Source organism: Bdellovibrio sp. KM01, from assembly GCF_013752535.1.
Classification (GTDB): Bacteria; Bdellovibrionota; Bdellovibrionia; order Bdellovibrionales; family Bdellovibrionaceae; genus Bdellovibrio.
In genome coordinates, this window is the sequence record NZ_CP058348.1 from 1,934,067 (window position 1) to 1,958,398 (window position 24,332).

Annotated in this window: 25 protein-coding genes; 15 read left to right on the forward strand and 10 right to left on the reverse strand. The window is 43.8% G+C overall.

Annotation, left to right across the window (positions count from 1 at the left end; all coding sequences use genetic code 11):
- Window positions 1-676 precede the first annotated feature (676 nt).
- From HW988_RS09460 to HW988_RS09500, 9 genes are all read right to left on the reverse strand, one after another.
- Entirely contained in the window at window positions 677-2,251 is a 1,575-nt protein-coding gene (locus HW988_RS09460; protein ID WP_181607453.1) for a hypothetical protein, read from the reverse strand.
- Window positions 2,230-4,569: a hypothetical protein gene (locus HW988_RS09465; protein WP_181607454.1), complete on the reverse strand. Its 2,340-nt coding sequence runs from the start codon at window positions 4,567-4,569 to the stop codon at window positions 2,230-2,232. The genes HW988_RS09460 and HW988_RS09465 overlap by 22 nt, the downstream gene beginning before the upstream one ends.
- Before the next feature lie 154 nt (window positions 4,570-4,723).
- Entirely contained in the window at window positions 4,724-5,101 is a 378-nt protein-coding gene (locus HW988_RS09470) for a hypothetical protein (RefSeq protein WP_181607455.1), read from the reverse strand.
- A gap of 23 nt (window positions 5,102-5,124) precedes the next feature.
- On the reverse strand, window positions 5,125-6,282 hold the full coding sequence (locus HW988_RS09475) for a PQQ-binding-like beta-propeller repeat protein (RefSeq protein WP_181607456.1): 1,158 nt from the start codon (window positions 6,280-6,282) through the stop codon (window positions 5,125-5,127).
- Window positions 6,283-6,301: 19 nt separating this feature from the next.
- Window positions 6,302-7,108 carry a tol-pal system YbgF family protein gene (locus tag HW988_RS09480; RefSeq protein WP_181607457.1) on the reverse strand — a complete coding sequence of 269 codons (807 nt, stop codon included), beginning with the start codon at window positions 7,106-7,108 and terminating at the stop codon, window positions 6,302-6,304.
- Window positions 7,109-7,316: 208 nt separating this feature from the next.
- The gene (locus HW988_RS09485; protein ID WP_181607458.1) at window positions 7,317-8,432 is read right to left on the reverse strand and encodes a Glu/Leu/Phe/Val dehydrogenase; all 1,116 of its coding nucleotides are present in this window, start codon (window positions 8,430-8,432) and stop codon (window positions 7,317-7,319) included.
- A 172-nt stretch (window positions 8,433-8,604) separates the two neighbouring features.
- Window positions 8,605-9,066 (reverse strand): ASCH domain-containing protein, encoded by a 462-nt coding sequence (locus HW988_RS09490; protein ID WP_181607459.1) that lies wholly within the window; start codon window positions 9,064-9,066, stop codon window positions 8,605-8,607.
- A gap of 163 nt (window positions 9,067-9,229) precedes the next feature.
- Window positions 9,230-10,975 carry an arginine--tRNA ligase gene (argS, locus tag HW988_RS09495; RefSeq protein WP_181607460.1) on the reverse strand — a complete coding sequence of 582 codons (1,746 nt, stop codon included), beginning with the start codon at window positions 10,973-10,975 and terminating at the stop codon, window positions 9,230-9,232.
- Window positions 10,972-11,565: a hypothetical protein gene (locus tag HW988_RS09500; RefSeq protein WP_181607461.1), complete on the reverse strand. Its 594-nt coding sequence runs from the start codon at window positions 11,563-11,565 to the stop codon at window positions 10,972-10,974. Before HW988_RS09500 ends, argS begins: the two co-directional genes overlap by 4 nt.
- 371 nt (window positions 11,566-11,936) lie before the next feature.
- On the opposite strand from HW988_RS09500, the gene HW988_RS09505 reads away from it, so the two are divergent.
- Complete coding sequence (locus tag HW988_RS09505; protein ID WP_142700225.1) at window positions 11,937-12,470, forward strand: tyrosine-type recombinase/integrase; 534 nt, start codon at window positions 11,937-11,939, stop codon at window positions 12,468-12,470.
- Window positions 12,471-12,587: 117 nt separating this feature from the next.
- Here the strand turns inward: HW988_RS09505 and HW988_RS09510 are convergent, their stop codons facing one another.
- The gene (locus tag HW988_RS09510; protein ID WP_181607462.1) at window positions 12,588-12,920 is read right to left on the reverse strand and encodes a hypothetical protein; all 333 of its coding nucleotides are present in this window, start codon (window positions 12,918-12,920) and stop codon (window positions 12,588-12,590) included.
- A 272-nt stretch (window positions 12,921-13,192) separates the two neighbouring features.
- Here HW988_RS09510 and HW988_RS09515 point away from each other — a divergent pair, with 272 nt between their 5' ends.
- The 14 genes from HW988_RS09515 to HW988_RS09580 all read left to right on the forward strand — a co-directional run bounded on the left by HW988_RS09515 (window position 13,193) and on the right by HW988_RS09580 (window position 24,291).
- Complete coding sequence (locus HW988_RS09515) at window positions 13,193-13,750, forward strand: 2OG-Fe(II) oxygenase family protein (RefSeq protein WP_255490301.1); 558 nt, start codon at window positions 13,193-13,195, stop codon at window positions 13,748-13,750.
- 1 nt (window position 13,751) lies between these two features.
- Window positions 13,752-14,495, forward strand: coding sequence for an ABC transporter ATP-binding protein (locus HW988_RS09520; protein ID WP_181607465.1), 744 nt, complete (start codon window positions 13,752-13,754; stop codon window positions 14,493-14,495).
- Entirely contained in the window at window positions 14,492-15,244 is a 753-nt protein-coding gene (locus HW988_RS09525) for an ABC transporter permease (protein ID WP_181607466.1), read from the forward strand. Before HW988_RS09520 ends, HW988_RS09525 begins: the two co-directional genes overlap by 4 nt.
- The gene (locus HW988_RS09530; protein ID WP_181607467.1) at window positions 15,241-16,188 is read left to right on the forward strand and encodes an ABC transporter substrate-binding protein; all 948 of its coding nucleotides are present in this window, start codon (window positions 15,241-15,243) and stop codon (window positions 16,186-16,188) included. The genes HW988_RS09525 and HW988_RS09530 overlap by 4 nt, the downstream gene beginning before the upstream one ends.
- Before the next feature lie 80 nt (window positions 16,189-16,268).
- Window positions 16,269-16,823 carry a DUF177 domain-containing protein gene (locus HW988_RS09535; RefSeq protein ID WP_181607468.1) on the forward strand — a complete coding sequence of 185 codons (555 nt, stop codon included), beginning with the start codon at window positions 16,269-16,271 and terminating at the stop codon, window positions 16,821-16,823.
- 77 nt (window positions 16,824-16,900) lie between these two features.
- Window positions 16,901-17,086, forward strand: a complete 186-nt coding sequence (gene rpmF / locus HW988_RS09540) for a 50S ribosomal protein L32 (protein ID WP_142700231.1) — start codon at window positions 16,901-16,903, stop codon at window positions 17,084-17,086.
- A gap of 24 nt (window positions 17,087-17,110) precedes the next feature.
- Window positions 17,111-18,106, forward strand: coding sequence for a beta-ketoacyl-ACP synthase III (locus tag HW988_RS09545; protein ID WP_181607469.1), 996 nt, complete (start codon window positions 17,111-17,113; stop codon window positions 18,104-18,106).
- A gap of 4 nt (window positions 18,107-18,110) precedes the next feature.
- Window positions 18,111-19,085 (forward strand): ACP S-malonyltransferase, encoded by a 975-nt coding sequence (fabD, locus tag HW988_RS09550; RefSeq protein WP_181607470.1) that lies wholly within the window; start codon window positions 18,111-18,113, stop codon window positions 19,083-19,085.
- 132 nt (window positions 19,086-19,217) lie between these two features.
- The gene (gene fabG, locus HW988_RS09555) at window positions 19,218-19,967 is read left to right on the forward strand and encodes a 3-oxoacyl-[acyl-carrier-protein] reductase (protein WP_181607702.1); all 750 of its coding nucleotides are present in this window, start codon (window positions 19,218-19,220) and stop codon (window positions 19,965-19,967) included.
- Window positions 19,968-20,088: 121 nt separating this feature from the next.
- On the forward strand, window positions 20,089-20,325 hold the full coding sequence (acpP, locus tag HW988_RS09560) for an acyl carrier protein (protein WP_142700235.1): 237 nt from the start codon (window positions 20,089-20,091) through the stop codon (window positions 20,323-20,325).
- Window positions 20,326-20,331: 6 nt separating this feature from the next.
- Complete coding sequence (fabF, locus tag HW988_RS09565; protein WP_181607471.1) at window positions 20,332-21,603, forward strand: beta-ketoacyl-ACP synthase II; 1,272 nt, start codon at window positions 20,332-20,334, stop codon at window positions 21,601-21,603.
- Between the two features lie 56 nt (window positions 21,604-21,659).
- Window positions 21,660-22,136 carry an RpiB/LacA/LacB family sugar-phosphate isomerase gene (locus HW988_RS09570; RefSeq protein ID WP_181607472.1) on the forward strand — a complete coding sequence of 159 codons (477 nt, stop codon included), beginning with the start codon at window positions 21,660-21,662 and terminating at the stop codon, window positions 22,134-22,136.
- Window positions 22,137-22,218: 82 nt separating this feature from the next.
- Entirely contained in the window at window positions 22,219-23,466 is a 1,248-nt protein-coding gene (glyA, locus tag HW988_RS09575) for a serine hydroxymethyltransferase (RefSeq protein WP_181607473.1), read from the forward strand.
- Window positions 23,467-23,718: 252 nt separating this feature from the next.
- Window positions 23,719-24,291, forward strand: coding sequence for a M23 family metallopeptidase (locus HW988_RS09580; RefSeq protein ID WP_181607474.1), 573 nt, complete (start codon window positions 23,719-23,721; stop codon window positions 24,289-24,291).
- Window positions 24,292-24,332: the final 41 nt, after the last annotated feature.

A 24,332-nucleotide genomic window follows, 5' to 3' on the forward strand; every position in this document is an offset into this window, starting at 1 on the left:
TATTTGATCTGATATTTGGTGGGATTTGGATTCATTTCAGCGATCAGATCCATTGAAACTCCCCATTCTGGCTGATTTAATGAATCGATCTTCGCTGATTATTTAAGCCTATATTTCTGCTGTTTAAACTCAATCTTTTAATAATTTTAAACCTTCAAGCTCGACCTAAAATCAACATCCCTGAATTCATCGTTTAAAAGACCACCTTTAAACAGTCCTTTTTAAGGGTCTATTGATATGCACTAATTCTTAATCGTTTAATTAAAGCCAAATACGCATCAAAAACCTTACTTATTTGATGGTCCTTTTGAAGGTTTTAAAACGAACCATTTAAATGCATCAATTTAGGTAGATATTTCGATGTAAATTCGATGCATTTTAAAGCTTCTGAATTTGGATCAAAAATCGATATGCTTAAAACTTGGTTTAAACACATAAAATCGAATCTAAATTGAGATTCGAAATATAAAATCTGATTTCAAACATCCAAATCAAATTCAAAGAATAGATTTTACCGCAGATCAATTTCGAATCATTTCTTTATTGAATCTGATTGGAATGAGGGAAAAATTAACGAGCAAAATCAGAGAGATTAAACTTGAAATCAGAGTCCTGATTTAAGGCCTGGACCCTGATATAAAGACGTTTTAAAGAAAATATCATTATGTTTCAATGGTTATCTGAAAATACGTGAACACAATGGCGCAGATATTGGATTATTTGGCAGGAAATTTTCCATAAACTTATATCCATCGCGTTTAAAATAGAATTTAAACACGGATTTCTTGGCTGCGCGATCTGTCCAAATTGTCACATTGGTATTTGTCTTTTCTGCGACAGTTTCTAAAAAGGCTTCCATCGTGTCATTGTTTGTTTGTCCAATAAAAGGACCTTCTTTATAAGCAACAACCTCATCAGGAAAGATAACTAATGGTGCCAGCAATTCGATTTCACCAGGATATTCCGACATGATATTTGGGAATAAACGACGACTGTCAATTCTTACGGCCAAAGTCCCGCCGTTAGGAATGTGTTTCATCTTGCCCTTATCATCGAGAATCTTTTTTCTACCCACGAACTTTGTGGCCACCCAAGGATCATAGGTAAACGACAGGAAGCTTGAACTTCTTGGTTCATGCGCATGGTTCGTCATTTGATCTGAAATTCCGACTACGGTCGCACCCGATTTGTACTTTTCAACAGCGATATCGCCATTCTGTAAGCGATTCGCTGAAAGAGATCTTAAACGTCTGGTATAGCTGCCTTGGTTCTTGGTTAAAACCGTCGACATAAAAGCCACGCGACTTTCACCATCAGGCATGTTTATACGTTGAATTTTATCAGTCGCATAATCAACACCGCGAAACGCCACTGTTGATTTTGTTAAATCAGGATGACGAATAGCTTCTAGCCACAAATTCCAGGCACTGGATTCTGATGGAGACATTGAAGCCCAAGGTAGGAAATCAGAAATCATTTGCGCGACGGCCGGGCGATCATTTTTCAAAATTAAATCATTCAACTTATCAGCTTGAGATTCCCATTGTTCCAAGGTCTTGGTCTCAGATCTCCAGGTATCCGTTGATTTTTTCTGTAAGCGTTCAGATTTCAAAGCCAATTGATCCAATTCTTGTGCTTGTTTTGCGGAATCCTGAATCAAGCTTGGCAAAAGCCTTTGAATTCGACCCGATGTCTTAGTGATTTGCTCCAAAAACTCCGCCGTGGGTTGAGCAAAGGACGACTTTAACAGATCATTTTCAATATGAGCCAGACGGGCACGAGCGGCCAGACTCCCCTTTTCACTATTAAACTGTAATTCAGCCCAGGTGTGTGGTGAATCGAAAATCAATTTATCAAATTCACGGTCTGCTACACGAATATCTGCGCCTAAATCAAAATGACTCAGACGCGTGAATAACAAAAGGTTTTTAAATAGCAATTCAGGCTTTTTTTCGACTGTTTCATCGTATTGAAGACGAATGGTAATGCCATCAGAACCATAACTAGAAACGATTCGACTGTGGCTTTCATTATCGATCAATGGAACTTTTTCGATAGCTGTGACAGCGGCTTCGCGAAGTTCCAGTTGATTTTCATATATGCCACCACCATGTTTTCGGCTCATATTATCGCCAATTAAGAATGCTAGCTTACGAATGCTTTCATCAAACGACAGTTCCTGCGGAGGACCTGCAAAAGTGAAATTATGTATCAAAAGGATCGCAAGGACTACATAAACACGGATGAACATCTTGGTGCTCCCATAGATCCAGTAAGTTCTTTCAGTCGATAATTACCAGAGATATCTATCTCTAAGCCAAAGCCAGACTTGGCTAGAACATCACGATACACTTCAAATAGAACATCTGAACTCAAAGTCGAAACTGAACGGCCTATAGAAGCCGCGGGATCTTTTGCATCAACCACACGAATATCAAAGTACTTTTTCATAAAGTCCAAACTGGTCGGATTGATGTAAGCTTTTAACTGTTCCGCGCTCATTCCATCTGGAGCAATCACGAAAACTGTAGATTTCACTTTGGGATTGAAAGTACCCTTCATTATGTCTTCGCTGAAAACTTTTAAAGACTGTCCGCGAGGCAAAGCCTTTTGTGTATTTGCCAGTAAACTTCCGAGACTCTTCATCGAGAAGTCAAAATCAGCTCGTTTGAAATTTGGTTGCTTCATGATTGCAGTTAAATCTGATTCCGCCGTGAATCCAGCACGCATAGCTGTTTGTGCCATTTGGAATACTGAGATCGCATCACGGCTTGGGCTTAGCTCTGTTAGCTTGCGGAACAAGGCCTTAAATCGTGCATTTTGTGGAATCGGTTCATAGTTAGAAACAGGGGCACGAATTCCATTTTGAACGAAAAGGTTTTCTAAAAGCTTCAATTGATTGCGCTTACGTCGTGAAGATGATTGCGCAGCATGAGCCAAAGTCTCGTTCTCAGACCCTACAACGTCTGAAATCAAAAAATAAGTTTCTAGTTTCGTTTGTTCACCCATGATCTCGCGCAAATAACCTGTTTCAACCTCAACAATATCGAATCCAGCAGCCGTTTTTTTAAGCCAGGCCTCTGTTTCTTCAAAAGGTGTGTGAACTTGCCCCACAACTGCCACGCGGTCTTGGGGTGTTGGTGCAAGATGACCCTGAGTAAAAGCTAGTTTTTTTCCGGAATGAGTTTGCACGACTCCACCACGGATGACATCCCCGACCTTAATACCTTTATTGGCCATAGCACCGGCCGTACCAATATAGACGATGTCCTTATGACCTGTGTCTTTCAAAGCTTGAGCGATTGGAACGATTTCATCTCCCCAGACCGCAGAAAACACACGCCAACGTTTAATCTGACCGTTTGAATCTTCCAATAAATAGTCACTGAACTCGTGGCTGGCTTGTTCTGACGTAAACTGAGCATACGAACGTGAAATACTATCGCCGTATTTTTCATAGACGTTTTCAATTTTGATACCGCTATTGTTAATAGCATCTAATTGAAAAGAAGATTCCTTCATCGCTCGCTGAGCCATGCCATTAAACTTAGATACTTGTGATGGTTTATCAACACCCATCGTTTTAAGCAGCTCAGAAGACTGAGTTTTAACGATATCCAGCATCCCAGCATCTCTGATAGCCGTTTCAAAGGCGCCTTTTTGACCGATTAAAACCTTATCTGCAACAGGTAGATTTTTGAAAATGTCTTTTAAGATGGCAGTCTGTTTTTCATGGAAACGATCCGCATCACCATAGACAGTGACCTGGCCTTTTTTTGAAGCAAATGTTTTACCATCAAACTTAAGGGCCTTGATTTGATCCACAAAGTGTAAAATACGATCAGCACCGGAGATCAAATTCACCATATAAAAGTGCTTTTGAGTCTTGGGATTAAAAGCCAAATAAATCTTATTATAGTTTCTTGCCATGGGTTTGATCTCTTTCACAATTTCAAAACCATTTCTTTCCACGGTTTCAGTGAAGTCGCGTTGATCACCAATAATGAATGAAATATTGCGCTCGTTAATGATCGCGTCCCAAACGAAAGCACGGGTTGTTTTTTCAGAAATGTATCTTTCAACGTCCATCAGGTATTTTGATTCAAGACGTTCTTCTGGAATATCATTTAGGGGAGCATCCGCAAAATCCAAAGCCAATGGCTTTACGCCTTTAAACGCTTTTGGAGAGTCAGAAACAAATTTGGTCGCAAGTTTGTTTTTAAAGAAATTATAATCCCATTTAAAATCTGCCGCGGTGGCTTTAAGTCCTGGAGCTTTCGTATTTACGATAGATAAAATCAATCCATCCCAATGAGCCGGGGTATTTAAAACCTTTGCATCTGATGTCGCCTTATAGATGTCTTCAGGAGTGATTGAATAAAGAGCTTTCACCAAGCTTGGATCGCGCTTGTTACTTAAAAAATCAGCTAGATTTAAGATGTAGAACTGAAGGCGATCTACCGCTAACAATCTATCCACAGATTCAACGACGGCAGCATCTCGCGCTGAATCTGCAAAGGCCTGAACCCCGATATTGAATATAAATAGCAATACGAATAAAAAGCGCACACGACACCTCAACGTGTTCCAGGTGCAAAACAGATGCGCAGTTAAGTATTTGATTTCATGTGATTTACAGGGGGAACTGAACACTCCCCGCGTGGATTGTCATCTAGGCGTATACAGAGCGTACGTCTCAGAATGAGACGGGGAGTCTATTCCCCTATTCTGCCGTCCACTCTTTAAAGCCAGCTTTTTGAGCGGTCGCTAGATCTTTGCGATCAATTTCATAAACGTTGCAGTTACCCGTAGGGCTACCGCAAAGTTGAATGCGCATCATGCCGTCATTTGCATTTTTGCTGGAGTAAACTTGAACCGAGCCCAAGTCTTTTTGCATGTCAGCCAAGGGAATACGCTTCCCCTGACCGCATTGCAAAGAGCCATCTGGCTTAAATACTTTCACGCGATCCGATGTATTCGAAGTTGTCACGGCAGCTCCTGGTTCGGCTTGAGTCTTTTTCATTTTCTCGCCACGGCAGTCACCATGAGAGCAAGCTGCCAAAATAAGGACTGGAATAATTGCTGTTACCCATTTTCTCATCGTCTCACTCCCCGACCTTAATACTAGTTAATTGTACGAACCCATTGTGCATCAATCGCATACAGATTGGCTTCACCCGAGATAAAATACACACGGTCCATTTTTTCGTCTACTTGCGGAGCCGACAAGATACCGCGTCCTGGCTCCATATCGCCCAATACTTGACCAGTTCCTGCATCCAAGAACTGCAGACGACCTTGAGATTCGCCAAACGTCAGAATGCCTTTAAAGACTTTTACTTGCGTTGCGATACCGTCTTTAACCTTAAAGCTCCAAACCTTTTGGCCATTGGATTTATTTAAAGCTAAAACCTCACCCGTAGTCGTTGGATAATACACACGGTCGCCAGCAACAGTGACCGAGCTATAGCCGCCCTGATCCACACGCCACAGGATTTCACCTTTGGCAGCCGAAACAGCATAAAGCTTGTCGTCATAGCCAGCGATATAGATCTGATCGCCATCCAAGATAGGGCTCGCATCGACATCACGGAAACGTTTGTTGCGGTTCAATTGCAATTCCCAAGTTACAGCACCTGATTTCGCATTGAACGCGACCAAGGAACCATCAGAGAACCCGATATAAAGAATGCCGTTACGGATTGCAGGCTTGCTGCCACCACGAATCGAGAACACCGATGTGTCTTGACGAGAGTACAACCAAACTTGGCGGCCTGTTGCTGCATCTAATGCGTAAAGGACATTATTTCCCGCTAGGAAATACACAATACCTTCATCAAGCAAAGGCTCAGATAGGTTTTCTGATTTTGTTGGGAAGGTCCATTGCACGCGACCCGTACTGGCTTCGATGGAATAGAAATTACCATCGCTGGCACCAACAAACAGACGATCGCGAATCAACGTCGCACTGGGCTCAACACCGTTTTTAACCGGCAAACGCCATTTCAACTGACCGTCTTCACGGCCATAAGCTGAAATACCGTCCATACCGTTACCCTGAATAACCAGGCTGCCAGCCAAAATCGGCGTCATACGATTGATTTTACGGAAGCCCAGATTATCTTTTTGAGTCGTTTGACGAACCCATGCAGTCTTAACTTCGAATGTTCTTTTGCTGTTATTGAGCGCACGCCATTGCTCCATAGTTTTATCTACGGACTGATCAATCGTCGTACAACCCATCATAAAAAGAGCCAAAGCCCCAAAAATTAAAAACTTCATGGTCGCCCTTACTTAAAAACTAAAGATTCTTTTTCGCTTTCAACAAACGAAGATATTTCGCAGCTTCACGAGAAGAGATGGAATCTGTGTTTTGTGAATCAGCTGTGTTGGAAACTTCAGTGTAAAGTTGTTCCGCTTTCGCAGAGTCATTCAAAGTCTCATAGCACAGACCCTGGCGAAGCTTTGCTTCGTCATGAGCAAAACTAAAGGCCTTAGAAGCCGTCACCACGCTCCATTTTTCGATTGCGGCTTTACAGTCACCTTTGTCAGCCATAACGTTGCCCATTTGCATCCAAACCAGACCTGAAGTCAGATCAGACTTGTTCAAACCTGCTTCAACTTTGCTCAAAGTCGCCGCTGCTTCGTCGTATTTTTTGTAAGACAAATAAATGTCGCTCAAATTCAAAGCCGCCATTTGGCCAGCCACTGTTTTAGGAGCTTCATTGATCAATGCTTCAAAACCCGTGATCAAAGTACCAAAATCTTTTTGCATGTCACCGCTAGCTTTTTTGCTTGGGTCAAATGCTGGAGCACCTTTTTTATCTTTTGCAGTGGCAGCCATCATTTCAGCGCGAGCTGCTTCTTCAAAGCCACGTTTTTTTTCAGTGTAGGATTTTTCCAAAGAGAAGTATTTTTCCTGAGTCGCAACTTCTTTTTTATTGGAAAGATAGCCCATCAAAGATGCGCCAGCCCCGATAACAACAAACGCGATAACTGCAGTGATCACAATTTTGGAGTGAGTTGTCGTCCAAACAAAGCCTTGTCTCAATGTTTTTGTAACTTGGTCTGGGTTCTTCAAATCTTCTTTAGAAAACTTCGTGCTCAAGATAATTCCTCGCTGTTAATAAATACTTAGACCGAATAATTGTTAAACCCAGCCCCTCGAGAGTCAACCCTGAGCGTCCCGTAGTTCACTGCGTCGACTGAAAATAAAAAGGCCCGTTACCAAACGGCAACGAGCCTCGAATTTGCGTTCAAATAGCTGCTTCAGCCTGCGCGCCGACCGGCGCTTCGGCTCTGCTGGCTACCGCCGATTAGCGGTTGTAAACTTCTTTCAACGTCGTGAATGAACGAGAAGATTTACCTGGGTGACGTTGTTTCAAGCGACCAATAGTTTTGATACGCTCTTCAGCCAAACGGTCTGCAGCAGTGTGCGTACCGATATTGTCACGTTTAGCAACTTCGTAAACTTTCGCGATATTGTCGTAAACGCGTTTAGTTTTTTCGAAAGCACGCTCTGGAGAGTAGCCTTCAAGCTCAACAAATACGTTCATCAAGCCACCCGCGTTGATAACATAGTCTGGAGCGTACAAGATGCCCAATTCTTTCAATTGGTCACCGTGACGAGCTTCAGCCAAAACGTTATTCGCGCCACCAGCAATTACTTTAGTCTTGAACTTAGTGATGGTTTGATCGTTCACGATCGCACCTAGTGCACATGGAGCCAAGATATCGCACTCAGTGAAAAGGATTTCATCAGAGCTGACGGCTTTCGCGCCGTAAGTCTCAGAGATCTTTTTAGTGCGAGCCATGTCGATATCAGCAACGATGATTTCAGCGCCTTCTTCTTTAAGGTACTTAACAAGGTTGGAACCTACGTTACCAAGACCTTGAACCGCTACGCGCATACCTTTCAAAGAATCTGTGCCGAATTTCTCAGCTGCAGAAGCTTTGATACCCATCAAAACACCGTGTGCAGTGTATGGAGATGGATCGCCAGATCCACCGAAGTCTTTAGGGATACCAGTTACCCATGGAGTTTCCATGTAGATATGTTCCATATCTTGTACAGACGTACCCACGTCTTCAGCCGTGATGTATTTACCATTCAAAGAGTTCACGAATTGACCGAAAGCACGGAACAATCCTTCAGATTTTTGAGTTTTGGCATCACCGATGATAACCGCTTTACCACCACCCAAGTTCAAACCGGATGCAGCAGCTTTATAAGTCATACCTTTAGAAAGACGTAGAACGTCGATCAACGCTTCATCTTCATTTTTATAGTTCCACATACGAGTACCGCCCAAAGCAGGACCCAAAGATGTGTTATGAATAGCGATGATAGCTTTAAGACCCACAGCCGGGTCGTTACAGAATACCACTTGTTCGTGGTCACCATGTTTAGAGATCAACTCAAACGTTCCCATGGAAAATTCTCCTTAATTAGAATTGCCTAGGGATCATTGTTCCATTTGAGTAAAAAGACTAGCACTTACACTCAGCACTAGATGCACTGAGCTATGACTCAAGGCCACTCTACTTAATAAGCGCATGAGTTTCTGATTAATCTCGAGATAGAAAACACGTGGTTTTGTCCTCTTAAGGAAAAACCTTTTCGAATTCCTCGAAAACGATGGGCATCGATTCTTCGAAAGTGAGAGCTAACGGAGCAAACTGTCTTTTGTAAAATTCAATGTGAACTCGGCGCCAGTACTTCAGAGACTTATCACCTTCGCCTTCTGTAAAAGCATTGTCCTCACTAATCTCATTAAAAGGGATAATGGACACCTTGGTAGTCTTGACGATGCAGACGGCTTCGCCTTTACCATCAGTTACGACAAAGATCCCACCAACTGCAGGAATTTCGGTCGAATTTTTCTCGATAGACCAAAGAGCAGATGCCGTTGCCCGTTTGATACCTTGATCTACGAGCACGGAAAGTTCAGTCGCTTCTTGTGGGTTATCAGAAAAAGAATCGGCGACGATTGCATCTGGCGCCAAAACTCCAAGGGCTTTGTGATACTCTTGCCACATTTTAGTTACCGATTCAGCGTGTGTCATAGAGAAAGTCTATTTCAGGTGACGACCGCCTTCAATCACACTAACTTTGTGACATGTTGCGGAACCGCAGGGAAAATGAAAATAACCATATGCTAACCGCAAAAAAAAAGACGCTGGTAAAATCAGCGCCTTTTTCATCCTTATTCATGCTTCTCAAGAAGCACTACATCTTATCAGGAGCCGGCATTCCAAGAACAGCCATACCTTGTTTTAAGGTCGCGCCTACAGCAGCGCTTAAGGCAAGACGAGCTTCGCGAATCGCTTCGTCTTTTTCTGTTCCGATAGCGCACTCGTGATAGAACACATTAAATTTCTTAGCAGTGTCATACAAATAAGTGCAGATCGCAGCCGGTTTATAATTTTCTGCCGCTTGCGCAACCGCGGAATTAAATCCAGACACAACCTGCATCATTTGTTTTTCTGCTGGATGAGTTAACAGCGCCCAATTTGGCGCGCTTTGGGTGCGTGGAAACTTACGCAACAAACTTTGAATACGTGCATGGGAGTACTGAATAAATGGACCTGACTCACCGTCGAGTTTCAACCATTCGTTCATATCAAACACGATTTTCTTATTTGTATCCATACGAAGCATTCCATAGAAGATCGCGCCCTTCGCCACTTGCGCAGCGATCAGCTTGATATCTTCCTTGGACCACTCGTTTTCATATCGAGTCAAGTAAGTCGTTTTAACGTGCTCTTCCATGTTGCGAACCAGATCATTCAACGGAACGATGTTGCCCTTACGCGAGCTCATCGCACCGTCCGGAAGCTCCACATAATTATATTGAAGATGGAAACAGTTTTTAGCTTGCTCAAAACCCAGCATTTCAAGAACGCGGAAAACCTGTTTAAAGTGCAAAGCCTGACGCATATCCACGATATACACAGACTTTTCAATTTGAACGTCTTGGAATTTATGACGAGCCAAAAGTAAATCTTTGGTCGCATAAAGTCCCGTACCGTCGGATTTCAAAAGCATACAGAAGCCCAAGTTTTCAGCTTCTAGATTTTTACCAATCGCACCTTCTGATTTCTCAAGCTTGCCTTCAGCATAAAGTTCTTTAACCCATGCCGCACTTGGTGCATCCATTTCAGACTCAAAATACCATTCATCGAATGTAACATCGGCCCATTTATAAACGGACTTCATCAATTCGATAGACCACTCCCGAGTTTCTTTCCAAAGATCATAATAAGGACCGCTTTCAGCTTCCAATTGTTTTAGGATCGCTGTTAGCTCCTGGCGATTCAATTCCTCCTGGGGAGTTCCGTTTTGATCTTCCAAAAGCAAATTGGCTTTGGAATACATGCTTCCAAGCCATTCGCCTTTTCCAGTTGCAGGAACAGGCTCTTGATTGTGCTTATTCATATACCAAAGGCATTTCGCCACGTGAGTTCCCATGTCACCCGGGAAAGTTGCAGAAACGATTTCACGTCCCGCATATCTAAGCATTCTTACGATAGAATCACCCAGACAAAGGTTGCGCATGTGGCCCACGTGCAACTCTTTGTGGGTATTTGGCTGAGAGTATTCAATCATTGTTTTCGGAGCTTTTTCCACCAAGGCTTTCTTGAAGTGCGCGCCAGAAAGAATTGGATTCAGAACCTTTTCGCCAAATGCTTGCGGTGCAAAAGTCAGATTCAAATAAGGTCCCGCTGCTTGAGCCTTAATAAGATTGGAATCAAGTTCAATGTTAGCGGCCACTTCGCCAGAAATTTGCGGAGGACCTTTTTTCAACGTTTTTGCCAAAATAAAACAACCATAAGCCAGATCACCCAGTTCAGAGTTCGGAGGCTCAACAAGCGCCTTATAGATTTCGTCTTCAGATAAGGAATGCCCCATCTTTTGAATCGCAGCGGCGATTTTTTCTGTGGCTAAAAGGCGGATTGAATCGTGTTTAATCATATAAATTTCCAAACTAAAAAGACTGCGGCCCAAACGAGCGATATCGAAAGAATGAATATACTGATTTTTCGATGAAATTTAAGGTCTTTTTTAAGCTTTGCGACTTCCGCGTTTAAAGCCTGCTTTTCAACCGAAAAACCATCCAATTTGCGCGATAAAACTGACATTTCAGCCTGTCTTTCGGCTTTTTCCGATACCAATTCCTGCAAAGCCTTTTGATGAAGGACCTGAGGGCTTTGATTCATAAAATATTGCGGCGTCAAACCTGGGATTTTCTCGTTCAGAATGGAATACCACTGAAGCGCGCGCCAAACATGCGGAGGAGCCTCATCGCCTTGCTTTGTCCATCGAGTCCAACTGCTTGGATCGACCATCAGTAATTGGCTCATTTTACGTTGCGAAAGACCGAGTCCCAACCGAATCGATTCCAGATCCCCCATCTGACGACGAAGAACTGAAACCTGAGCCTCGTAGTGCATCCTCAATGAAGTCTTAGATCGGGGAGTGTCCTCCCCGCCCTCAATAGACCCCTCGTTTGAAACGTCTTTTTCATGGGGGTCTAAGACTAGACCCTGGGTCTCCATATCCATTTAAAGTCCCCCAGACTGTTGTGTTTCGCAATATTTGCGTTGTTAATCGCATTGAAATGCGTTGTGAAATACATGTATACTTTAAAATGTCCCACCAGGGAGTCAAGCTAAGTCTTTGAAACCACAAAAGAATCCGCCCTGGGTACCCCTATAGACCCCTTTTTCAATTCAGACTATAGCTTATAGCCATAAGCTATAGTGCTAAATATATGATAATACTGATTATTTTATACGGTTGTTTTTGTGTACGCCGCATCGACGCGTCTAGTCTAGTATCACTAAACAAATATTATTTACCTATCAACACTTTGGATGCAATGAGTTATGAGATATCGATTGCCAGACCCCATTTAACTTTTGAATGATGAATCATGGCTCCGGCACCTCGGTATCAACTCAACAAAAACAAATATCTCCTCGAACCCGAGGTTGAACGTTTGCGAAAAATTCTCACGGATTTTGAACTCAAAGATCCACGCAATTGTTTGATGTTTTGGGTGGGTTTGAAGACCGGCGCCAGGGCCCAGGAAATTCTTAATATTCAAAGGTCAGATCTGAACCCCTACGACGAAAGCATCTTTATCAGGGGTCTTAAGAACTCAAATGACCGGGAAATCCCGATCCATTCAGCTATTTTTGAACGACTTCACAGATTCGCCGAACAGCAGGGTGGTCATCAAGTATTCCCAATCACCTACCCCCGACTTTATCAAATCTGGGAGATGTACCGCCCGGTTCCTAAAAAGTTCCACTCTTTAAGGCATACTTTTGCGATTGAACTGTATCGAAAAACCAAGGATTTACGCCTGGTGCAGGTCGCTTTGGGACACAGAAACATCGCGAATACGATGGTCTATGCTGACTATGTTTACTCTCAACAAGAGCTTCGTAAGTTGATTCTCTAATACTGCGGACCGGCCATCACAATGGGAATTGGTGCTCCAATAAAAAAAAGCGCCGGTCGGGAGAACCAGCGCTTTAAGGAGTGCACAATTAGGAGGTTGGGGAATTGATTTTAAGTACTATTGATCCATTGAGCGGATTTCATTCGCAAGACGGTCGAATTGTTTGTCTTGAGCTGGTTGCGCTGCAGATTTTTCTTTAGCGAAACGCATGAAATCTTTGTTCGTTGGTGAATTATAAGAAGTGCCAGATGCTTCTACGATCACGATTTTCTCTCGAACTTCAGGCTTAGCAGCGATTTCGCGAGTTTCTTGAAGATTGCCGCGAACTGATTCGTGAAGCTGTTTTTGAGCTGCTGCATTTTCAGAGATCATTGAGCCGAAATCAGCAACTTTTGCGAAAGAAGTCATTGGGATCAAAGTCATCATTGCGATCATTACTTGCTTCTTCATAATTCACTCCTTGGTTATACCAATCACTATTGCATCGGCGGTGCCAGCTGGAACGGCCTTAAAACCGACTTGGCACAGTTGTGTGACCTTCCGCGCGCAGCGCCTGTAAAAGAAATGAACACGGCATCTTGCACTGGGTGGGTTTTCAGCCTAAAGTCCCAATATTAGACAGGAATTTCGTCTCAATATTGGACAGAACTGGACAGGAATTAATGATCAAAGCCCTCTTTCCTACGTTTGTTTACTATTCCCCACTTCAAGAGAAAGCCAAAATGGCAGTTCTTAACAAGGATCTGAAACAAGAGGCCTATAAAATCGCGGAAATCGATGAAGAGGGTCAGGCTTGGTCGCAAAAAAACTATAAGGGTGGTTACACATCTTATGGATCCATGTCTCAGCTTCATCAATTTTCCAGCACCTTTGGGGATCTGGAGAAAGCCATCAATAAACACGTTTATAAATTCGTGAAGCATCTGGAAATGGATATTAATCCCAAAGAACTTAAAATGAGTTCGTGCTGGGTGAATATCATGCCGACATCCGTAATCCACACCATGCACCTTCATCCGCTGTCTGTTATTAGCGGGACTTATTATTTACAAACACCGAAAAATTGTTCAGCAATCAAGTTTGAAGATCCACGCATGGATTCCTTCATGGCGTCTCCGCCACGCAAACATAATGCAAAGACACACAATCAGCGCTATCACTCCGTTGAACCTCAGGAAGGCAATCTGGTGTTGTTTGAAAGCTGGCTTCGTCATGAAGTGCCAGCAAACGACGCAGCCAAAGAACGCATCAGCATTAGTTTTAACTACGACTGGGTATAGAATGTCAGCGTTTGCAGGGATTCAGCTTCAAAATCTAAAGAAAAACTTCGGCCTGAAAGAGGTTTTGAAGAATTTCAATCTGCAGATTCCTGCTGGATCTTTTGTTTCGTTGGTCGGGCCTTCAGGCTGCGGAAAATCGACGGTGCTAAGATTGATCGCGGGCCTTGAATCCGCCACAGCCGGTAACGTTCAAAACTCCCAGGCAAATCATTTCGGTTTCGTATTTCAAGATGCGAATCTGCTGCCTTGGAAAACAGTTTTTGAAAACGTAGCCCTGCCATTTGAGATCAGTCCAGAACTTAAAGCAATTTCAAAAAATGAAATCAAATCCCGCGTTTTAGAAGCTTTAAGCAAAGTGAATCTTCAGGACAGCGAGAATCTATTTCCCCATCAATTGTCTGGCGGCATGAAAATGAGAGTCTCCATAGCCCGCGCATTGGTAACAAAGCCTCAGTTGCTTTTAATGGATGAACCCTTTGCCGCCTTGGATGAATTCACGCGCTATCAAATGCAAATTCAATTAAGAAACCTGTGGCAACAAGAAGGCATCACGGTTTTATTTGTGACACATTCATTGTCTGAAGCCGTTTTTATGTCTGAGCGAGTGGTTTTGATGAATACGGATGGTGGAGACATTGGTCTGGATCAAAAATTAGATCTACCGCAAGAGCGCAATGAAGAATTAAGAACTTCGCCAGGGTTCAATCAAATCATCCGCACACTGTCTGAAGGACTAAGACGATGAAACGGATGTTGCCAGCCCTTGGATTTTTTCTTTTAGTTACCTGCATTTTACAAGTTTTAGTAAAGCAAAACATCATTACCGAAAGCTTAGTTCCATCACCGGAAACAGTCGTAAAAACTTTGATAGAGATGAAACTTGATTATGTTACATCGTTTTTGCAGACTTTAAAAAATACTTTGGCCGGATGGATCTTGAGTATTTTCTTTGGAACCGCACTGGCTGTGATGTTTTCTCTATCTAGCTTTTTAAAACGCGCTATTTTGCCATTTGCCGTGTTTTTTCAGACCGTGCCGATCATTGCGGTGGCTCCGCTGTTGGTGATCTATTTCGGCTTTGGTGCGCCCACAGTGATTGCCTCAAGTTTTATCGTTTCGATCTTTCCAATCATCGCAAACACCTTGATGGGTCTTGAAAGTGTTCAATCTGCGCAACTGGACCTGTTTAAGATCTATCACGCAAATGCCTGGCAGATTTTATGGAAACTGAAACTCCCCACAGCTTATTCCTATATCTATTCAGGCTTAAAAATTTCCGCAGGTCTTTCCATTATCGGAGCGATCGCTGGGGAGTTTGTAGCTGGTGGCGGCTTGGGAGCGATGATTGATGCGGCCCGAACTCAACAACGAGTCGACATTGTCTTTGGGGCTTTGATTTTACTATCTTTGATGGGCTTAATGATGATCGGTGCGCTGACTTTAACTCACCGCTTGCTGCAAAAATACCGCCCGTATTCCACAGGAGATTTATGAAAACACTTCTTTTAACGACCCTTATTTTCTGGGGATCTGCGTCCTTGGCCACGGAACCAAAAAGCACAGCTGCGACGGACGTGACGCTCGCGTTGAATTGGAAGCCAGAACCGGAATTCGGCGGCTTTTATGAAGCTGCCACTCAAAGAATTTATATGAAGCATGGAATCAGCATTTCAATCCAGGAAGGTGGCTCTGGAACACCGACAGTGCAAATGCTGGCCAATGGAAAAGTTGATTTTGCAATTGTCAGTGCCGATGAAATCGTGATTTCCCAGGATCGCAATCCGAAAAACAAAGTCGTGGGTTTATTTGCGGTTTATCAAACGGCTCCCTACATCATCATGACTCACGCCGAGAATGATTTTAAATCTTTGAAAGACATTTACGGCCGTGAAGGGACGTTGGCGGTTCAGGCGGGCCTCCCCTATCATCAATATCTGGTCCAAAAGTTTGGAAAACCCAAAGCGACTGTCGTTCCGTATCTTGGGGGCGTTTCTAATTTCTTAAGCGACAAGAAATTTTCTCAGCAAGGATTTATCACCACGGAACCTTTGGCGGCAGAAAAAGGCGGCGCGAAAGTAAAAAGCTTCCTGGTTTCTGATGAAGGATTTAATCCTTACGTCGTCGTCCTTGCGGCCCGCGAAGAAACGATTAAGAAAAATCCGGAATTGGTGAAAAAGATGGTTGAAGCCACTCGCCAAGGTTGGGCGGCATATCTTAAGGATCCCGTTAAAACCAATCAGGTCATGGCTAAAATGAATAAAGCTTTGGATTTGGAGACTTTCAATAAAGCGGCTCAGATTCAGCAGCCTTTAATTGAGGTCAAAGGACAAGTTCTGGGCTCTATGACCGTAGAACGCTGGGAAACTCTGGTAAAACAGATGAAGGAACTAAAGCAGATTAAGTCCACTCCAGCTGCAAAAGACCTGTTCAGACCGTAAAAGGACTCCACTCTGCTCATTCTATTCTTGACCAAGCGCCCCATGTATTCTAGAAAGGAGCGCTTGCCGGAGTACTTATTATGAAAATCAATCTTGCTGAAATTCCTGAAGATGGCCGCACTTATGTTTGGACGAACCAAACAGGTGAAGTTAATGCCATTTTGGCCGATTTAATCGCTAAAGAAGCCTACACAGCCGAATTCACAATCCGTCCGTTGAACTCCAAAGACTTTGATATGACTGGCAAAATCGTCACAGATCAGCCTTGCCAGTGCTCTCGCTGCGGCAATGACATGAAGTTGCACATGACGGAGAAATTCCACGAAATCCTGATTCCTAAACAGGATCAGCCCCGTGGCGGCAAATACGCGAAAGTAAACCATGTGAGTGATATTCCAGAAGGTGAAACAGATTTCTGTGAATACGAAGGCCAACATTTCGATATGGGTGAATACCTGCATGAAGTGATTGCCCTAGGGACGCCATTTAACCCGGTATGCCCTAAAGAAGATAATCCTGAGTGCTCAATTTACACAAATCCTGAGCCAGAACACGGTTTTATCTATAATGAGGAAATGCCGGCAGAAAAGCAGGAAAGCCCGTTTGCCGCTTTAAAGAATTTAAAGCTTAATTAAAGACTTGATTTTTATTGTAGTTTATATAAATTACCGTACTTCTGATTCCATATTGTTAGATTTAAAAGAGGTTTGAAATGCCAACTCCTAAGAAGAAAACATCCCGTTCTAAACGTGATATGCGCCGCTCTCATGACGGTTTGTCTGCTCCAGCAGTAGCTGTTAACAAAAAAACTGGTGAGCTTGTTCGTCCACACCGTGCAACTAAAGGTGCTGACGGCGCTTTGTACTACAAAGGCAAACAAATCAGCGCAGCTAAGTAATAACTTAGAGTTAGGTTGATATCCATGGCAGGAATTTATCGATCTCGTGTAGCAGGGATTGGCTCTTATCTACCGGAAAAAATTCTTTCAAATTTCGATTTGGAGAAAATGGTAGAGACGTCCGATCAATGGATCGTTGAACGTACCGGGATCGAACGCCGCCATATCGCTGCCGAGGGTGAAGGCACATCTGACCTTTGCCTTCGTGCCGCACAAAGAGCTCTTGCAGACGCAAATCTTACCGCACAAGACATTGATATGATCATCGTCGGCACCGTTACTGGTGACCGTCAGATGCCTTCCACAGCTTGTTACGTACAAAGTAAACTAGGCTGCCGCAATATCGTGGCCTTTGACTTGAATGCCGCTTGCTCGGGTTTTCTTTATTCAGTTTCTATCGCTGACCAATTCATTCGCACAGGTATGTACAAAAACGTTCTGGTTCTTGGAGCCGAGGTTTTATCTCGCTTTGTGAACTTTAAAGACCGTGAAACATGCATCCTATTCGGTGACGGTGCTGGTGCTTGGGTTCTTTCCCGCGCAGCAGATGGTGATAAAAACGTCATCGCCTCTTCGCACCTGCATGCTGATGGTGATTTGGCTGAGCTTCTGACACTTCCAGGTGGCGGAAGTTTGATGCCGCAATCTCAATATGTTCTCGACAACAATTTGCACTACGTTACTATGAAGGGTCGCGAGATCTTTAAGAACGCGGTTCGCACGATGGCTCTTTGCTGTAAAGAGGCTTTGGAAGCGAATGAAATGTCTGCCGATCAGGTGGACTGGATCGTTCCGCACCAAGCGAACAAACGCATTGTTGAGGCTGTTGCAGATCAATTTAAATTCCCAATGGAGCGCGTGATCCTTTACTTGCACGAAACAGGTAATACATCTTCCGCTTCAATCCCGTTGGCCTTTGACTGGGCCGTTCAAAATGGAAAAATCAAACGTGGTCAAACGATCTTGCTTACTGCATTCGGTGCAGGCCTGACGTCTGGTTCCGTTCTCTTGAGGTACTAAAATTATGTTCACTCTGGTATTTCCCGGACAAGGCAGCCAACAACCTGGCATGGGCCGTTTTTTATTCGATAACTTCAAAATTGCTCAAGAAACTTTCGAAGAAGGTTCTGAAGCTCTAAAACAAGATATGAAGAAACTGTGCTTCGAAGGCACGGAAGCTGATCTTGCTTTGACTGAAAATACTCAACCGGCTTTGTTGTTGGTTTCCACAGCGACTCAAAGAGTTTTGCGCTCTGAGTTCGGCTTGAAAGTTCAATCTGCTGCAGGTCACTCGATTGGTGAGTATGCTGCATTGGTTGCCGCTGATGTGATTCGCTTTGAACAAGGTATGCAAGCCGTTCGTACTCGTGGACAAGCTATGCAGTCAGCTGTTCCAGTGGGACAAGGTGGCATGGTTGCCGTTCTTGGTCTTGAGCCAGAACAAGTTGAAACACTTTGCCAATGGACAGTTAAAAACTCTGGATTTGGTCCATTGTCTCCAGCGAACTTCAACTCCCCGGGCCAGATCGTTATTTCTGGTTCCATGAAGGCTATCAACTGGTTGAAAGATAATTTTAAACCGGAAGCTATCTGGGCGGAAGCTCCGAAACGCGCGAAATTGATTCCTTTGGTTGTGTCCGCACCATTCCACTGTGAAATGATGAAACCTGCCGAAGACACTATGCGTTTAGTTTTGACCGCGATGGAGTTCAAAACCGCAGCATTCCCAATCGTTCAAAACTTCCATGCGAAGTTCGAAACTGACGGCGCGATCCTTCGTGAAAATCTGATCCGCCAAGTTTCAGCTCCCGTGCGCTGGATGCAAAGCATGGATACTTTAAAGGCTTCTGGCCACTCTCAAGTGGTGGAATGCGGCGCTGGAAAAGTTATCCAAGGGTTGCTAAAGAAAATTGATGGCGAATTCTTTAAAGTAATGACCACAACAAGCATGGAAGATCTCAAAACTATTGAGGATTTTTTGAAAGCTACGAGTCATTGAAATTTCTTGAGCTTTATTTCGAGTTCAGACACAGTGGACTCGCATAAAAATCGGTGAGCTTTTACCCTAGTTTTTTAAGCTGCATCGATGGCACTTCGACACTTGTCGAAGCTGGAAGTTAAGGAAAGATTCATGAGCGGAAATTCACTTCAAGGTAAGAAAATCGTCGTCACTGGTGGCAGCCGTGGTATCGGTGCTGCTATCGTAAAACTTCTTGCTGATGAAGGCGCTCAAATCGCTTTCACTTACTCTTCTCGCGAAGAATCCGCACAACAAGTTGCTCACACTCTTAAAGGTGATGGTCACTTCTATATCAAGATGGACGTGGCTTCCGAACAGTCTGTCAATGAAGCGGTCGAACACATTCTTGAAAAATGGTCTGACGTTGATGGTGTTGTTAACAATGCTGGCATCACTAAAGATCAATTGTTGTTGCGTATGAAAGCAGAAGATTTTGATTCTGTTATTGCTACAAATCTGCGCGGCACTTTCTTGGTTACCAAGGCTTTCACTAAATCGATGATGAAAGCTCGCAAAGGTTCTATCGTTAATATCACTTCCGTGATCGGCCAAACAGGCAATGCAGGACAAGCTAACTATGCAGCTTCAAAAGCTGGTACAGTGGCGTTCGCAAAGTCTGTGGCGTTGGAACTTGCTTCCAGAAATGTGCGCGTGAACAACGTAGCACCTGGCTATATCGCTACTGAAATGACAGACGTTTTACCTGAAGAAGTAAAAGCGAAGATTTTAGAAAAAGTACCTTTGAACAAAATTGGCGAAGGCACTGACGTTGCTCAGGCGGTGAGATTCTTGTTGAGTGATGAATCAAAATACATCACTGGACAAACTCTAAGCGTGAACGGCGGAATGTTCATGGAATAAGTCACATTAGTGACGGCGGATGTAAGTATACTCACCTAAGGCTCGACTGAAGTGAGGTTATGAAATTGTTTTTGATAAATTTGAATAATACTTAATGGGATTAATGTACTAGGAGGATTAAATGGCATTGCATCCAAAAGTTAAAGACATCATCGTAGAACAACTTGGCGTAGATCCAGATAAAGTTAAGCCTGAGGCTTCTTTTATCGACGATCTTGGTGCAGACAGCTTGGATATCGTTGAGCTAGTAATGGCTATGGAAGAAGAATTCGATCTTGAAATTCCAGACGAAGACGCTGAAAAGCTTAAAACAGTTCAAGACGTTGCTTCTTACCTAGAAAAAAAAGGTAAAGCGTAGGTCTTTATGACATCCCGATTTGAACGCCCATCTATTTCACAAAGAAGAGTCGTTGTAACAGGCGTTGGTGCTGTTACTCCCCTTGGTAATACCATTGAGGAGAGCTGGTCTAATGCTAAAAAAGGTGTATCTGGCATCGCTCCGATCACTAAATTTGATACAACAGGCTTCGATGTGACTTTTGCCGGTGAAGTGAAAGGCTTTAATGCTGATCAATACATCGAGAAAAAAGAACAGAAAAAGATGGATGAGTTCATTCACTATTCAATCGCCGCCTCAAAAATGGCGATTGAAATGGCGAAATTGGAGCTTTCTGAAAAAGAGAAAGCGACAACGGGAGTGATCATTGGTGTTGGTATCGGCGGGCTTCAAAACCTGGAAGAGACTTCCATCAAAATGAAAGAGAAAGGACCAGGACGTGTGAGTCCTTTCTTTATCCCAAGCGTGATCACGAACTTGGCTGCAGGTCAGGTTTCGATCGCATTGGGTCTTAAAGGTCCAAATTATTCTGTTACATCGGCTTGTGCTTCAGGTGTTCACTCCATCGGAGATGCAGTTCGCTATATCCGTGACGGTGTTGCTGATGTGATGCTTGCGGGTGGCGCAGAAGCGACTATCTGCCGTTTGGCGGTGGGTGGTTTCGCTGCGATGAGAGCTCTTTCAACTCGCAACGATGCTCCAGAAAAAGCTAGCCGTCCTTGGGATAAAGACCGTGATGGTTTTGTTCTGGGTGAAGGTTCTGCGATGTTGTGTATTGAATCTTTAGAACACGCTGAAAAACGTGGTGCTAAAATTCTATGCGAGATCACAGGTTATGGCGTTTCTTCTGATGCTTACCACATGACTTCCCCAGCTCCTGAAGGTGCTGGTGGTTATGCGGCGATGGCGATGGCTTTGAAAGACTCCGGTCTGAAACCGACAGACATCCAATACATCAATGCACACGGAACTTCGACTCCGGTGGGTGATGGCTTGGAAACGGCTGCGATCAAACACCTTTTGGGTGATCACGCGAAAAACGTGATGGTATCCAGCACGAAATCTATGACGGGTCATGCGTTAGGCGCAGCTGGTGCGATTGAATCTGCTTTCTGTGTGATGGCGATTCGCGACCAGATTGCTCCGCCAACTTTGAACTTGGAAAACCCAAGTGAAGATTGCGACCTGGACTATGTACCTCACAAAGCACGTGAGGCGAAGATCGACAATGTTCTGAACAACAGCTTTGGCTTTGGCGGAACAAATGCTTGTATGATCTTCTCTAAATTTAAAAACTAATTAAAAGCCCTGGGAAATCAGGGCTTTTTACTTTGTACGACTTCAAGGAATTTATCATGATTATTTATATCGGCTGCGACCATGCTGGTTTGGATTTAAAACTTAAAGTGATGTCTGCATTTCCGGAAATTGAATGGAAAGATCAAGGCACATTCAATGGCGACTCTGTCGATTATCCTGATTACGCGGATAAGGTTTGCAAAGAACTGACAAAGGTCGAAATTCTGAATCAAAAATCTGGAATCACCGATCCCACGTTTGGGCCTGCCATGGGAGTTTTAGTTTGTGGTTCAGGACAAGGCATGGCCATTCGTGCAAATCGCTATCCTCATATTCGCGCAGCACTTTGCTGGAATGAAGATATCGCCCGCCTTTCCCGTGAACATAATAATGCGAACGTCATCGCCTTGAGCGCCCGTTTTACAGCACCCGATCTTGCCATCAAAATGGTGAAGGCATTCTTAAGCACAAAATTCGAGGGTGGGCGCCACCAAAAACGCGTGGACAAATTGGCGACCGACACTGGTTGTTGAGACTTTTAAATTCCCTCGGCTCAGTTAATAATTTCTCAGTGCGCTGGCAATGAGCCGGCACTTTTTACATCTGGAGTTTTCTATGAATTCGACGTCTCTAACTTTAAACCAAGTTGATCCCGAAGTATTTGCGGTGATTCAAAAAGAATCTGAACGTCAACAGTTCGGTCTTGAGATGATCGCTTCTGAAAACTACACATCAAAAGCTGTGATGGAAGCCCAAGGCTCCATCCTGACAAACAAATACGCTGAGGGTTACCCGGGCAAACGTTATTACGGCGGTTGTGTCAATGTCGACACGATTGAGTCACTTGCGATTGAACGTGCGAAAAAACTTTTCGGTATGAACTTTGCGAACGTACAACCACATTCGGGTTCACAAGCTAACATGGGTGTTTACCTGGCAGCGTGTAAAGCTGGCGACACAATCCTGGGGATGGATTTGTCTCATGGTGGTCATTTGACTCACGGATCTCCCGTGAATTTCTCTGGGATGCTTTTCAAAGCGGCTTCTTACAAATTGGATCCAGAAACAGGTCGTATCAATTACGATACAATTCGTTCCGTGGCTAAAGAAACAAAACCTCGCTTGATTATCGCGGGTTATTCAGCTTACCCACGTGTTTTGGATTTCGCTAAATTTAAAGAAATCGCCGTTGAAGTGGGCGCAGATCTTTTGGTGGATATGGCACACTTTGCAGGATTGGTTGCAACAGGCCACCACCCGTCTCCGGCTGAATACGCAGATTATGTAACCACGACGACTCACAAAACTTTGCGCGGACCTCGTGGCGGTATGATTCTGACGAACTCTGAAGAAAAAGCGAAGATCATGAACTCTCGCATCTTCCCAGGCATTCAAGGTGGTCCATTGGAACACGTGATTGCGGGTAAAGCTGTGGCATTCGGTGAAGCTTTGAAACCTGAATTCAAAGACTACAGCGGCAAAGTTATTCAGAATGCAAAAACACTGTCTGAAGAGCTTTTGTCCCAAGGTTTCAAACTTGTGACTGGCGGTACGGACAATCACTTGATGTTGATTGATCTTTCCGATCGTGAAATCACAGGTAAAGTTGCAGAGATTGCTTTGGATGAAGCTGGTATCACTGTGAATAAAAACACGGTACCGAATGAAAAGCGTTCTCCATTCGTGACAAGTGGCATTCGCATTGGAACACCTGCTTTGACAACACGTGGAATGGGCACTTCAGAAATGAAGAAGATCGGTCAATGGATTGCGCAGGTTTTGAACAATGCTGACAATGCAGATGTGAAAAACAAAGTGCACGCCGAGGTTAAAGAAATGTGTAAGCACTTTCCTATCTACTAACTCGACTTCTCCCTCGAGAGTATTGAATGAAGGCGTGCTTTCGAGTGCGCCTTTTCTGTTTCTGAAACTCTCATTTTTATACAGACTTTAAGCCTGAAAGATTACTCTAAAACTGTCATCGACTTCCGGGGTTATCCGCTCGAAATGATTGAAAAATAGGCAGTTAACAATTGATAATTTTGCGTCATTTTTTATGCCTTTTTTGGGCAAAAAATCCTTTGGATACGAGCCCTTGTACGTTATAGTCAAAACATGACACCAGGATGGAAACAGCTAGTTAACTTTGCAGGATGCATTATCGCGACAGGAACTTTGGGTTCTTGTACGACTTTTCATACACCCCTTTCCCGAGAAATCATGAACGGCTCCTCCCAATCACGTGGAGTGGCTTCAGATCAACCGATGACCATCGAACAACAGGATAAGTCGTTTGATTGGCCGGTGGATGCTGCCCGCATGACTCGTGGATTCTTACCTAATAAACGCCGCCCCCATTTGGGTATCGATTTAGCCGCACCTAAAGGAACGCCTATATTGGCTGCCCAAGGCGGCACAATCATCTATGCAGGTCGTGAGTTTAAAGGGTACGGAAAAATGGTTCTAATCGAGTCTGGCGACGGTTGGGCAACATTGTATGCTCACTTTGATAAGATCCTGGTTTCCGAAGGCCAAAAGGTTCGCAAAGGCGAAGTGATTGGGGCCATGGGAAGAACTGGACGCGCAACGGGAGTCCATCTGCACTTTGAAATTCGCAAAAACCGCGGACCGATCGATCCCCTGCCACTTCTTCCGGAAACAGCGGCGACCTCAACAGCACAACTTTAAAACTTAAAAGGCTCCCACAAGGAGCCTTTTTTATTTACGCC

Excerpts from the sequence above, each read along its gene's own strand:
- HW988_RS09500 (WP_181607461.1), bottom strand. The coding sequence starts at position 11,565 with ATGGATATGGAGACCCAGGGTCTAGTCTTAGACCCCCATGAAAAAGAC.
- acpP (WP_142700235.1), top strand. The coding sequence starts at position 20,089 with ATGGCATTGCATCCAAAAGTTAAAGACATCATCGTAGAACAACTTGGC.
- HW988_RS09570 (WP_181607472.1), top strand. The coding sequence starts at position 21,660 with ATGATTATTTATATCGGCTGCGACCATGCTGGTTTGGATTTAAAACTT.
- HW988_RS09525 (WP_181607466.1), top strand. The coding sequence starts at position 14,492 with ATGAAACGGATGTTGCCAGCCCTTGGATTTTTTCTTTTAGTTACCTGC.
- fabD (WP_181607470.1), top strand. The coding sequence starts at position 18,111 with ATGTTCACTCTGGTATTTCCCGGACAAGGCAGCCAACAACCTGGCATG.
- HW988_RS09470 (WP_181607455.1), bottom strand. The coding sequence starts at position 5,101 with ATGAGAAAATGGGTAACAGCAATTATTCCAGTCCTTATTTTGGCAGCT.
- HW988_RS09515 (WP_255490301.1), top strand. The coding sequence starts at position 13,193 with ATGGCAGTTCTTAACAAGGATCTGAAACAAGAGGCCTATAAAATCGCG.
- HW988_RS09545 (WP_181607469.1), top strand. The coding sequence starts at position 17,111 with ATGGCAGGAATTTATCGATCTCGTGTAGCAGGGATTGGCTCTTATCTA.
- HW988_RS09490 (WP_181607459.1), bottom strand. The coding sequence starts at position 9,066 with ATGACACACGCTGAATCGGTAACTAAAATGTGGCAAGAGTATCACAAA.
- argS (WP_181607460.1), bottom strand. The coding sequence starts at position 10,975 with ATGATTAAACACGATTCAATCCGCCTTTTAGCCACAGAAAAAATCGCC.
- HW988_RS09580 (WP_181607474.1), top strand. The coding sequence starts at position 23,719 with ATGACACCAGGATGGAAACAGCTAGTTAACTTTGCAGGATGCATTATC.
- HW988_RS09520 (WP_181607465.1), top strand. The coding sequence starts at position 13,752 with ATGTCAGCGTTTGCAGGGATTCAGCTTCAAAATCTAAAGAAAAACTTC.
- HW988_RS09535 (WP_181607468.1), top strand. The coding sequence starts at position 16,269 with ATGAAAATCAATCTTGCTGAAATTCCTGAAGATGGCCGCACTTATGTT.
- HW988_RS09485 (WP_181607458.1), bottom strand. The coding sequence starts at position 8,432 with ATGGGAACGTTTGAGTTGATCTCTAAACATGGTGACCACGAACAAGTG.
- glyA (WP_181607473.1), top strand. The coding sequence starts at position 22,219 with ATGAATTCGACGTCTCTAACTTTAAACCAAGTTGATCCCGAAGTATTT.
- HW988_RS09460 (WP_181607453.1), bottom strand. The coding sequence starts at position 2,251 with ATGTTCATCCGTGTTTATGTAGTCCTTGCGATCCTTTTGATACATAAT.
- fabG (WP_181607702.1), top strand. The coding sequence starts at position 19,218 with ATGAGCGGAAATTCACTTCAAGGTAAGAAAATCGTCGTCACTGGTGGC.
- HW988_RS09510 (WP_181607462.1), bottom strand. The coding sequence starts at position 12,920 with ATGAAGAAGCAAGTAATGATCGCAATGATGACTTTGATCCCAATGACT.
- HW988_RS09530 (WP_181607467.1), top strand. The coding sequence starts at position 15,241 with ATGAAAACACTTCTTTTAACGACCCTTATTTTCTGGGGATCTGCGTCC.
- fabF (WP_181607471.1), top strand. The coding sequence starts at position 20,332 with ATGACATCCCGATTTGAACGCCCATCTATTTCACAAAGAAGAGTCGTT.
- HW988_RS09475 (WP_181607456.1), bottom strand. The coding sequence starts at position 6,282 with ATGAAGTTTTTAATTTTTGGGGCTTTGGCTCTTTTTATGATGGGTTGT.
- rpmF (WP_142700231.1), top strand. The coding sequence starts at position 16,901 with ATGCCAACTCCTAAGAAGAAAACATCCCGTTCTAAACGTGATATGCGC.
- HW988_RS09505 (WP_142700225.1), top strand. The coding sequence starts at position 11,937 with ATGGCTCCGGCACCTCGGTATCAACTCAACAAAAACAAATATCTCCTC.